The sequence below is a fragment of the Nocardioides sp. genome (assembly GCF_047606145.1).
Taxonomy (GTDB): domain Bacteria; phylum Actinomycetota; class Actinomycetes; order Propionibacteriales; family Nocardioidaceae; genus Nocardioides.
Genome location: NZ_JASGET010000093.1, coordinates 1 through 11,061, shown reverse-complemented (window position 1 = coordinate 11,061; position 11,061 = coordinate 1). Strand labels below are relative to the sequence as shown.

At 71.9% G+C, this 11,061-nt stretch carries 11 protein-coding genes; 7 read left to right on the top strand and 4 right to left on the bottom strand.

Translation table 11 applies throughout. The features are described 5' to 3' along the window. Nucleotides 1-706: saccharopine dehydrogenase family protein (locus QM638_RS11355; protein WP_415142083.1), on the bottom strand; the 706-nt coding region annotated here is incomplete at its 3' end. A gap of 124 nt (nt 707-830) precedes the next feature. Here QM638_RS11355 and QM638_RS11350 point away from each other — a divergent pair. The 5 genes from QM638_RS11350 (at nt 831) to QM638_RS11330 (ending at nt 5,273) form a co-directional block, all read left to right on the top strand. After that, nucleotides 831-1,508: a response regulator transcription factor gene (locus QM638_RS11350; protein ID WP_415142082.1), complete on the top strand. Its 678-nt coding sequence runs from the start codon at nt 831-833 to the stop codon at nt 1,506-1,508. 146 nt (nt 1,509-1,654) lie between these two features. Continuing rightward, complete coding sequence (locus QM638_RS11345; RefSeq protein WP_415142081.1) at nt 1,655-2,185, top strand: SigE family RNA polymerase sigma factor; 531 nt, start codon at nt 1,655-1,657, stop codon at nt 2,183-2,185. Beyond that, nucleotides 2,182-4,128 (top strand): beta-propeller domain-containing protein, encoded by a 1,947-nt coding sequence (locus QM638_RS11340; protein WP_415142080.1) that lies wholly within the window; start codon nt 2,182-2,184, stop codon nt 4,126-4,128. Before QM638_RS11345 ends, QM638_RS11340 begins: the two co-directional genes overlap by 4 nt. Before the next feature lie 39 nt (nt 4,129-4,167). Then, nucleotides 4,168-4,437 carry a DUF2277 domain-containing protein gene (locus QM638_RS11335; RefSeq protein WP_415142079.1) on the top strand — a complete coding sequence of 90 codons (270 nt, stop codon included), beginning with the start codon at nt 4,168-4,170 and terminating at the stop codon, nt 4,435-4,437. Continuing rightward, a complete protein-coding gene (locus tag QM638_RS11330; RefSeq protein ID WP_415142078.1) occupies nt 4,434-5,273 on the top strand; it encodes a Sir2 family NAD-dependent protein deacetylase in 840 nt (279 codons plus the stop codon). Before QM638_RS11335 ends, QM638_RS11330 begins: the two co-directional genes overlap by 4 nt. Before the next feature lie 24 nt (nt 5,274-5,297). On the opposite strand, the gene QM638_RS11325 is transcribed toward QM638_RS11330, so the two are convergent. Beyond that, nucleotides 5,298-5,984 (bottom strand): metal-dependent transcriptional regulator, encoded by a 687-nt coding sequence (locus tag QM638_RS11325; RefSeq protein ID WP_415142077.1) that lies wholly within the window; start codon nt 5,982-5,984, stop codon nt 5,298-5,300. A 23-nt stretch (nt 5,985-6,007) separates the two neighbouring features. Here QM638_RS11325 and QM638_RS11320 point away from each other — a divergent pair, with 23 nt between their 5' ends. Next, entirely contained in the window at nt 6,008-7,654 is a 1,647-nt protein-coding gene (locus tag QM638_RS11320) for an alpha-amylase family glycosyl hydrolase (protein ID WP_415142076.1), read from the top strand. Between the two features lie 72 nt (nt 7,655-7,726). Here the strand turns inward: QM638_RS11320 and QM638_RS11315 are convergent, their stop codons facing one another. Together QM638_RS11315 and QM638_RS11310 are read right to left on the bottom strand one after the other, a co-directional pair. After that, entirely contained in the window at nt 7,727-8,239 is a 513-nt protein-coding gene (locus tag QM638_RS11315) for a MarR family winged helix-turn-helix transcriptional regulator (RefSeq protein WP_415142075.1), read from the bottom strand. Next, a complete protein-coding gene (locus QM638_RS11310; RefSeq protein WP_415142074.1) occupies nt 8,236-9,837 on the bottom strand; it encodes an MDR family MFS transporter in 1,602 nt (533 codons plus the stop codon). The genes QM638_RS11315 and QM638_RS11310 overlap by 4 nt, the downstream gene beginning before the upstream one ends. A 492-nt stretch (nt 9,838-10,329) precedes the next feature. Here QM638_RS11310 and QM638_RS11305 point away from each other — a divergent pair, with 492 nt between their 5' ends. After that, on the top strand, nt 10,330-11,025 hold the full coding sequence (locus QM638_RS11305; protein WP_415142073.1) for a hypothetical protein: 696 nt from the start codon (nt 10,330-10,332) through the stop codon (nt 11,023-11,025). Nucleotides 11,026-11,061 lie beyond the last annotated feature (36 nt).

Below are 11,061 nucleotides of genomic sequence, written 5' to 3'. Positions count from 1 at the left end.
GGGCGCGCCGCTCCCCCGTCGCGGCGGCGCGCTCGCTCGTGCGGCGCCGGACCGCCGCGGACCGGACCTCGCGCGCCCTGCTGAACTGTCCCAGCGCCGAGGCCAGAGTGCCGCCCGACACGGCGCCACTGGCCCGCACCACGCCGCGCATGCTCACCGGGCCGAGCGCGCCGCCGCGGGCCAGCTCGCGAACGGTGAAGTAGGCGCCCAGGTCGTGCGGCACCGAGTCGAATCCGCAGGCATGCACGATCCGGGCCCCGCTCTCCCGCGCCGGCGCGTCGTAGGCCAGGAACATCCGGTCGACGAACTCCGGCTCCCCGGTCAGATCGACGTAGTCGGTCCCGGCCTCGGCGCAGGCACGCACCAGCGGCTCACCGTGCTCCAGATACGGGCCGACGGTGGTGATGAGCACTCGGGTCCGGGCCGCCACCGCGGCGACCGAGGCCGGGTCGGCCAGATCGATGGTGACCAGCCCGACTCCGTCCCCGGACTCGCCGGTGTCCGGATCGGGCCGGGTGTCTTCGGGTCGGGCAGTCTCGGGCCGGCCAGCCGCGAGACGGTCGCGGACCTGCGCGAGCCGCTCCGCGTTCCGGCCGGCGATCGCCCACCGCAGGCCCGCCGGTGCGTGCGCCGCCAGGTAGTCGGCGCACAGGCCGCCGGTGAAGCCGCTGGCCCCCACCAGGATGACATCGAACTCACGACTCATGGCCCGACTCTGACAGACTCGACGAGGACAGGCGACCCGGCCAAACCGAACCATACTGGTGTCAGTTGCGTGCCAAGTTGGTGAATCGGTCGCAGAATTCACCCATTTCGGTGACAATCACAGCGTGCTCCCCAAGATCCGCGTGCTCCTTGTCGACGACAACGAGCTGATCCGACTGACCCTGCGCAGTCACCTCGATCGCGAGCCCGCGATCGAGGTCGTCGGCGAGGCGGCCACCTTCGCCCAGGGATGTCGGCTGCTCACCGAGGCCCGGCCGGACGTCTGTGTCATCGATGTGGAGCTGCCCGACGGCTCCGGCGTGGAGCTGTGCCGCCGAGCCCGCGATCTCGCGCCGGCACCGCGGACGGTGGTCTTCACCACCTACGACGACGACGAGACGGTCGCCTCGGCGATCCTCGCCGGCGCCTGCGGCTATGTGCTCAAGCAGAACGGCGTGGCCAGTCTGGTCGACGGACTCCGGCTGGTGGCCAGCGGTCACACCCTCATCGACCCGATCGCCGCCGCGCGGGTGGTGGTCGAGGTCCAGGCGCGACGGCACGCCCGCGCGGCGGTCGCCGAGCTCACCCCGCGGCAACGCCTGGTGCTCGACATGATCGCCGAGGATCTCACCGACGGACAGATCGCCGGCGAGCTGCAGCTGGCGGAGAAGACGGTGCGCAACCACACCGCCGCGCTCTTCACCAAGCTCGGTGTCACCCGCCGCTCCCAGGCGGCGGCGCTGGCGCGTCGCGTCCGGCACCCCGGGGAGGCGGGCATCCCGCGCCCACGCTGCGGCACCTGACCCGCGCTCGCCGGCCGCAGCCCGCGCGCTCGCCCGGACGGAACCTTCGGCGCCTCGGCACCCGTCATAGGAATGCAGAGAGATCGCACCGCACGGCGCGGTCTCGGTGATCTGATGGACGCAGGACCGGCCGGGACGGAGAGCGGGTGGACACATCAGCCGAGTCGGCCTACGCCGAGTTCGTCACCACGCGCTGGGCCTCCCTGGTCCGGGCGGCGGTCTTCCTCGGCGCCCAGCCGCACGAGGCGGAGGATCTCGCGCAGACCGCATGCCTACGCTGCTACACCGGGTGGGAGAAGGTCAGCGGCGCCGCGGACCGGGACGCCTACATCTACCGGATCCTGCTCAACTGCCTGCGCGACGCCAGACGCACCCGCTGGTGGCGCGGGCGCGTCGACCGCGACGTCACCTCGGTCTCGGACGCCCTCGCGGGCGCGATCGGTGACGACACCGAGGACTCGATCGCCGTCGCCGACGCGGTCCACCGCGCACTGGCCGCGCTGACCAAGCCGAACCGCGAGGTCGTCGTGCTGCGCTACTTCGTCCAGCTCACCGAGGCGCAGACGGCCGAGGCTCTCGGGATCGCTCCCGGGACGGTGAAGTCCCGGTTGTCCCGGTCGCTGGCGATGCTCGCCGCCGACCACCATCTCCACGACCTGACCGGACGCAGCTCATGACCGACCTCGAACGTCTCTGGGAGGCGCTCTCCCCCTCCGATCCGCCCACCGAGGAGCTCCTGCGCCGGGCACGTCGACAGCGCGCCGTACGACGCCGGCGGCGACTGCTGGCACCGCTCGCCGCGGCCACCGGACTGGCGGTGGTGGCGGGCGCCTTCGTCGCCGGGACCGTGACCGGTGGCTCGGGATCCGGCTCCACCCACACCGACTCGACCGGCGGCACCGGCCCCTCGCTGGCCGCGTTCCAGGCCGACCTGCCGGCGGCGACCTCGTGCGGCCAGCTCCGGACGGCGTACGTCGACCGCGGACTCGCCCAGGTCACCGCCTGGGGCTGGCAGCGCTGGTTCGGCGTGCGCGCGGCCACGGAGGGCACCGCCGTACCGCTGGCGTCGGACTCGCCGAGCACCAGCCGACAGGTCGCCAGTGACACCGGCACCAACGTGCAGGAGCGGGGCGTCGACGAGCCGGACACGGTCAAGAGCGACGGCAGCACGCTGGTCCGGCTGCGTGGTCAGGTGCTGCAGGTCTTCGACCTGACCGGGACCTCGGTCCGGCGGGTCGGCTCGATGCGGATCGGCCAACCGCTCCACGACGGAGAACTGCTGCTGCACGACGACACCGTGACGGTGCTCGGCACCGGGCGCGCCGGGGGCGATGCCATCGCCGGCCGGACCTGGGTGATCACCGTGTCGATCGCGGACCCGTCCACGCCGACGCTCACCGGCCAGGTCGGCTACGACTCCACGCTCCTCTCCGCGCGCCAGCACGGCGGCACGGTCCGGTTGGTGCTCTCGGCGGGCCTGCCGGACCTGGCCTTCGTCCACCCGACCAGACACCGCACCCAACGCCAGGCCCTGCGCGAGAACAGGCGGGCGGTCCGGCGCTCCACCATCGGCGACTGGCTGCCGACCTACGACGCCGGCAGCGGGACCAGCACGCTGCTGGACTGCCGCAACGTGGCGATCCCGACCAGGCGGATCGGCCTGGACACCGTCAGCGTGGTCGGGTTCGACGCCGGCCAGCCGAGCTCACCGCAGGCGATCGGCATCGCGGGCAGCGTCGACATCGCCTACGAGTCGGCCACCGACCTCTACCTGGCGGCTACCCCCACCACCTGGTGGGCCGACGTGGCCTACCCCGGCGGACCCGGCGACCCCGTCGGCGCCATGCCCACCGGGAGCCGGACCTATCTCTTCGACTTCGCCCTGGACGGTGTCACCGCTCGGCATGTCGCCTCCGGAAGCGTGCCGGGCCGGCTCGCGGACCGCTGGTCGATGGACTCCGCCGAGGGCACCCTGCGGCTGGCGGTGGAGCCGTTGGGCGCCCTGGGCGGCAGCACCTCGATCCTGCTGCTGCACCGGCACGGCACCCGGCTCGAGGTCACCGGCCGCCTCAACGGCCTCGGGCGGAGTCAGGAGCTGACGGCGGTGCGCTGGTTCGACGAGCTCGCCATCGTGGTCACCTTCCGCCAGGTCGATCCGCTCTACGCGGTCGATCTCTCCGACCCGGACCGTCCCCGCCTGCTGGGCAAACTGAAGATCCCCGGCTTCTCCAGCTACCTGCATCCGCTCGGGCCGGACCGGATGATCGGCGTGGGCCAGGGTGGCTCGGGTGCCCAGATCGCGCTCTTCGACGTCTCCGACCTCGACCACGTACGGCAGCTCGACGTACACCACTACCCGCGGGGCAGCTCGGCGGTGACCGACACCGACCCGCGCGCCTTCACCTGGCCGCCGGACGGACGCCATGTGCTCACCGTCATCCGGCGCCATCACGTCGGCTACCTGTCGGTCATGTGGGTGCACGGGCACCGGCTGCACCTGCGCCGGCTCCAGCCGGTCGCGCACGGCCACCGCGCCATCGCGCAGGTGCGCACCATCGGGCTGCCGGACGGGCGGGTGGTGCTGGTCGCCGGCGCGCGGGTGCGGTTCGTCGACGTGTGAGGCCGGACCGGCCGGCGAGGCCGCGCGTAGATTGGGGCCATGTGCCGCAACATCCGTCCGCTGAACAACTTCCACCCGCCGGCGACCAGCGACGAGGTGAGTGCCGCGGCGCTGCAGTACGTGCGCAAGGTCAGCGGCAGCACCCACCCCTCCCAGGTCAACCAGGCGGCCTTCGACCGTGCCGTCGTCGCGATCGCCGCCGAGACCCAGCGGCTGCTCGACGCGCTGGTCACCACCGCGCCTCCCAAGGACCGGGAGACCGAGGCGGCCAAGCGGAAGGCTCGCGCCGAGGCGCGGTACGCCCGGTGAGCCCGGAGGCGCTGGTCGGCACGGCGTACGACGAGGCCCTGGCGCTCCTCGCCGACCGCCCGCTGGTGGTGCTCACCGGCGCCGGCGTGTCCACCGACTCGGGCATCCCCGACTATCGCGGCCCGGGCAGCCCCGCCCGGCGGCCGATGACGATCGCCGAGTTCCTCAGCGGCCCGGCGGCGCGGCAACGCTACTGGGCGCGCAGCCACCTCGGCTGGGGGCGGATGCGGACCGCCGAGCCGAACCGCGGACATCGGGCCGTGGCCGCCCTCGACCCCGACCTGCTCATCACCCAGAACGTCGACGGCCTGCACGAGCGGGCGGGCTCACGTCGGGTGGTGGCGCTGCACGGCCGGATCTGTGAGGTGACCTGTCTCGGTTGCCACTGGGTCACCAGCCGGGCCGGCCTGCAGCACCTGCTGGAGCGGCTCAACCCCGGTTGGGCCGCCGCCCACGTGCAGGTGCCGACCCGGCCCGACGGTGACGTCGACCTGGAGGAGACCGACGGCTTCCGGGTGCCGTCGTGTGCCCGCTGCGACGGGATCCTGAAGCCGCACGTCGTCTTCTTCGGGGAGAACGTGCCCCGGGACCGAGTGGTGGCCTGCTTCGACGCCCTCGATCGGCTGAGCCGGCGAGGTGGCGCGTTGCTGGTCGCCGGGTCCAGCCTGAGCGTGATGAGCGGCCTCCGCTTCGTCAGGCATGCGGCCAAGATCGACGTACCGGTGGTCATCGTCAACCGGGGCGAGACCCGCGGCGACCCGCTGGCCCGGTGCACCGTCCCGGCCGGGACCAGCGAGTTCCTCGCCGACCTCGCCGCCCTTGCCGGCCGGGCCTGAGCCGGACCGCGCCAGGCCGGTCGGTCAGACCGCCCGGACGAAGATGTGGTCGGCGGCCTCGGGGATGATCTCGGCGGTCTCGCCGGCCGAGCCGAGCAGCACTCCGTCGGGCGTGGCCTGGACCGAGACGGTCCGATCGGGCAGCGCCCCGACCCGGCGCAGCGCGCTCATCAGGGTCTCGTCCTTCTGCATCTCCTCGGAGATGCGGCGCACCAGCACCGTGGACTTCTCCTGGCTCGCCGCCTCGGAGAGCGAGCGGACCCCGGTCATGAACTCCTCGCTCGAGCCGTCGGCACCGAGCTCGACCAGCCCCGGGATCGGGTTGCCGTACGGCGACTCGGTGGGCTGACCGAGCAGCTCGAGCAACCGCCGCTCCACCGTCTCCGACATCACGTGCTCCCAGCGACAGGCCTCCTCGTGGACCAGCTCCCAGTCCAGGCCGATCACGTCGGTCAGCAGCCGCTCGGCGAGTCGATGCTTGCGCATCACCCGAGTGGCCAGCCGCATGCCCTCGTCGGTGAGCTGCAGGTGGCGGTCACCCTCGACGGTCAGCAGCCCGTCCCGCTCCATCCGCGCCACGGTCTGCGAGACGGTCGGACCGCTCTGGTGAAGCCGCTCGGCGATCCGGGCACGCAACGGGACGATCCCCTCCTCGACCAGCTCATAGATGGTGCGCAGGTACATCTCGGTGGTGTCGATCAGGTCGCTCACACCGACATTCTAGGGTGTCGCGTGTGAGTCTGAGCCAGTCTTCGATCAGCGCCGGGGCGAGACCCGGAACAGCACCGCCACCATGGTGGCGAGACGCGGTCACCTACCAGGTCTACGTGCCCAGTTTCGCCGACGGCAACGCCGATGGTCTCGGCGATCTCCCCGGCATCGCCGCGCGGCTGCCGCACCTGCGCGATCTGGGGGTGGACGCGTTGTGGCTGACGCCGTTCTACCCCTCCCCGCAGCACGACCACGGCTACGACGTGGCGGACTACACCGACGTCGAACCGCGCTTCGGCACGTTGGCCGACGCCGATGCGCTGATCGAGCGCGCGCACCGGCTCGGGCTGCGCGTCGTGGTGGACCTGGTGCCGAACCACACCTCCAGCGAGCACCGGTGGTTCGCGGCGGCCCTGGCCGCCGGTCCCGGGAGCGCCGAGCGGGCCCGCTACCTCTTCCGCGACGGCCGCGGACCCGGCGGCACCGAGCCGCCGAACAACTGGAGCTCCGTCTTCGGCGGCCCCGCCTGGACCCGGGTGACCGAGGCCGACGGCCGGCCCGGGCAGTGGTACCTCCATCTCTTCGACAGCTCCCAGCCCGACCTGAACTGGCGCAACCCCGAGATCGCCGAGATGTTCCTGGGCGTGCTGCGGTTCTGGCTCGATCGAGGCGTCGACGGGTTCCGCATCGACGTCGCCCACGGCCTGGTCAAGGAGGAGTCGCTGCGCGACCAGGTGCTGCCGACCGGAACGGAGCCGTCATCGGACGCCACCACGATGATCGAGCGCAGCCTGAGCGACGAGCCGATGTGGGACCAGCCCGAGGTGCACGAGATCTACCGCAGCTGGCGACGACTGCTCGAGGAGTATCCCGGCGACCGGATGCTGGTCGCCGAGGCGTGGACCCAGACGCCCGCGTCGCTGGCCCGCTACGTCAGGCCGGAGGAGATGCACCAGGCGTTCAACTTCGCCTGGCTGCTGGCCGACTGGTCGGCCGCGGCGTTCGCCGAGGTCATCCGGGGGACGCTCGCCGCGCTGAGCAGGGTGGCCGCGACCCCGACCTGGGTGCTGAGCAACCACGACGTGGTGCGGCACCCGACCCGTTACGGCGGCGGCGCTCTGGGGGTGGCCCGTGGCCGCGCCGCCACGCTGGCGATGCTCGCCCTGCCCGGCTCGGTCTACCTGTACCAGGGCGAGGAGCTGGGCCTGGAGCAGGTCGAGGTGCCGCCCGAGGCCCGGCAGGACCCGAGCTGGCTGCGCACCCGTGACACCGACCAGCCCGATGTCGGCCGGGACGGCTGCCGGGTCCCGCTGCCCTGGGCCGGCACCCGGCCGTCGTACGGGTTCGGTGGGGAGGGTCAGCCCTGGCTCCCCCAGCCGATGGACTGGGCGCCGCTGACGGTCGAGGCGCAGACCGGCGTGGCCACCGCCACCCTGGAGTTCTACCGGACCGCGCTGGCCGCCCGACGCGAGCACGCGCGAGGAGCCGATCCGGAGGTGCTGATCGAGGATCGCGGCCCGGACGTCCTCGCCTTCCGTCGCGGACCGCTGCGGGTCGTCCTCAACGCCGGTACGGCGCCCATCGACCTGCCCGACGGCGAGATCCTGATCGCGAGCGATTCGGTGACCGGTCGGCGACTCCCGCCGAACGCCGCCGCCTGGCTGCGCTGACCGGCGTCGCTGACGCCGGCAACCGCCCGATCAGGTGCCGCCACCCACCGTCACTTCGCCCTCACTTCACCGTCACTCGCAGACGTCGAGGGCCTGGTTGTAGCGGCCCAGGTCCTCGGCGAGCGTCGTCAGCTCGGCGACGGTCCAGCCTCGGAGGCGTTCCTTGAACCAGACCCGGCGCTGCTCCTCCACGGCGTCGAGGCGGTGGCGGGCCTCGGCGCTGGCCGAGACCAGCACGGCACGCCCGTCGGCCGGATCCGGCTCGCGGTCGAGCAGGCCGAGGTCGCCGAGGTGCTGCACCGTCCGGCTGACCGCGCCCTTGTCGATGTCGAACTCCTCGGCGAGCGCGCTGGCCCGCACCGGCCCGTGGTCGGCGATCCAGATCAGCATCATGTAGCCGCCGGGCTGCAGGTCGGGGTGGACCGCCTTGGAGCGCTGCACCGCGACCCGCTTGATCCGCCGCAGCAGTACGCCGATCTCGCTCTCCAGCCGGTAGAGCGACTCGGCCCGCGTGGTCGGCCGACGGGTCGCCGTACCGTCCGGCCGGGCGCACCGCGTCGCGACCTCGGCGTCAGCCGCGCTCATCGCAGCGCCCCACCGGCCTCGAGCTCGGCGGCCGCGTCGGGCGCGACCTCCTCCTCGCTGAGGTCGGCGAGCTCGGTGCGCAGCCGGACCTCCTTGATGAAGATGATCGCGACGAAGGCGATCGCGGCCAGCGGCGCGGCGATCAGGAAGAGGTGTCCGCTGGCGCTGCCGAAGGACGACTCGTAGAGCTGGCGCAGCCCGTCGGGGAGCGAGCTGATGTCCGGCACCGAGCCGCCCTCCAGGGCCGCGACCTGGTCGGTGGTGACCTTGCCGCTCTCGATCAGCGCCGGGACGCCGTCGGTGACCTTCGTCTGGACCTGGTGGCTGAGCACCGCGCCCAGAGCCGAGACGCCGATCGCGCCGCCCATCGAGCGGAAGAAGGTGACCACCGCGGTGGCGGCACCGGTGTTGGCCTGCGCGGCGTTGTTCTGCACCGCCAGCACCAGGTTCTGGTTGGTGGCGCCGAGGCCGATGCCGACGACGACCATGAACAGGCCGATCAGGACCAGGTTGGTGTCCCCGTCGAGCGTGCTGAGCAGCGCGAACCCGGCGGTGAGCAGCAGCGATCCGCCGACCAGATACCTCTTCCACCGGCCGGTCCGGGTGATCAGTCGACCGGTCACCAGGCTGGAGACCATCAGGCCGCCGACCATGCAGATCGACATCAGGCCGGCCTTGGTCGGCGACATGCCGCGGGAGTCCTGGAAGTACTCCGAGAGGTAGTAGGTCGCGCCGAACATCGCGATGCCGATGAAGATCGAGGCCACCGTGGCGAGCGAGGTCGTGCGGTCCTTGAACAGGTGCAGCGGGATGACCGGCTCGCTGGCGATCCGGCCCTCGACGTAGGCGGCCAGCGCCAGCAGCGCGATGCCACCGAGCACCATCACGACCGTGGTCACCGAGAGCCAGTCATACTGCGATCCGGCCATGGAGACCCAGATCAGCAGCAGGCTGACACCGGCGACGAGGAGGGTGGCGCCGAGGTAGTCGATCTTCACCTCGCGCTTGATCACCGGCAGGTGCAGGGTGCGCTGCAGCAGGACGAAGGCGACCACCGCCACCGGTGCGCCCACCCAGAAGCAGCCGCGCCAGCCGAGGGCGGAGTCGACGATCACGCCGCCGATGAGCGGACCCGCCACCGTCGCGGCGGCGAAGACGGCGCCGATGTAGCCCGAGTAGCGGCCACGCTCGCGCGGCGGCACCATGCTCGCGATCACGATCTGGACCAGCGACATCAGTCCACCGACGCCGATCCCCTGGATCACCCGGGCACCGATGAGCATGCCCATCGACTGGCTGGCGCTGGCCAGCAGCGAGCCGACCACATAGACCACCAAGGCGAGCTGCACCAGCAGCTTCTTGCTGAACAGGTCGGCGAGCTTGCCCCAGATCGGGGTGGTGGCGGTCATCGCCAGCAGGGTGGCGGTGGCCACCCAGGTGTAGCCGGTCTGGCTACCGTGCAGGTCGGCGACGATGCGCGGAAGGGCGTTCGACACGATGGTGCTGGACAGCATCGCGACGAACATCGCGAGCAGCAGCCCGGAGAGGGCTTCCATGATCTCGCGGTGGGTCATCTGGTCGGAGTCGTGCTGACTCACTGATGCGGACTGGGACACTCAGGCACGCTTTCAAAGACGGAAGTTCGTTGCAGCAGACAACTATATCCATCGTTAGTTGACCTGTGCAACTTCCCGCGAGGGAGGTGCTCGCCGGCCCGGAGACGCAGCGACCCGCAGGCGCGGTCCGGGTGGACCACTCCGGGGGACGTTGCCCGGATCGCCTGCGGGTCGGGTAGCTGCTGGGGATTCGCCAGAGCCCACGTCGACGGCGTCGACGCGGATGCCGAGGCATCCCGGGGGCTGCTAGCGGGCAGCCACCTCACGCGTCCGATCGGAACTCATTCCTCGGATCACCTCCTTTCCCGTGTGCCACCACGGTAGGCCGCGTCCCGCCACCGGCCAAGCGATTTTCCGGCACCGACCGCGTCCGCGATCCAGGACGGCGCCAGGGGCCTCCTCGATCTGCGGCCCACAACAAATCCGGCGCTGCCCGCCTCCCATCTCCGGATTCGGGACGTCAGGTGCCGAACCGTGACCGAGAGGACCATCGAGATGAGCACCAGGACCAGCAGGCCGACCTCCCGCACGCAGCTGCTGCGCCGGACCGGGATCGCGGCGATCGCGGCCGGCATCGCCGGCCTGGGCGGCATCGGCCTGTACGCCGCCAACGCCGCCAACGCCGCCGACGCACCGGGCATCGGGACCGGCAACCTGGTGCAGAGCCAGGACCTCGGCGCCGACGTGAGTCGCACCGTCGGCGAGCTCAACTACCAGTCCACCGACCTGTACAGCGACAGCCCGGTCACGATCTGCGACCGCGGCGACGACTTCGAGGCACTGACCGGCAACAAGCACCTGACCACGATGAGCTCGGTCTGGTCGAACAGCGACGGGGTGAACGACGCGACCATGAGCGAGGCCATCGCCCAGGCACCCAGCAAGGCCGGCGCCACCAAGGCGGCCAAGAAGGTGCTGGCGGTGCTGCGGGAGTGTCAGCAGGAGCCGGCCGGGCACTGGCGTTACGGGCAGCTCTACAACGGCCCGCTGACGAACGGCAAGCACGTCTGGATGGACATCCTCAACGGCAAGGGGAAGGCGACCGGCGGGGTCGCGGTCATGCTCGACGGGACCAGGTTCGCGGTGCTCGAGGTGACCGGGACCGTCGGGGACGGCGACGACGCGATCAAGGACGCCGAGGCGGTGGCCGAGGCACGGCTGACCGCGTGAGAGGCCGCGGGCAGGCGATCGCCTGCCCGCGGCCTC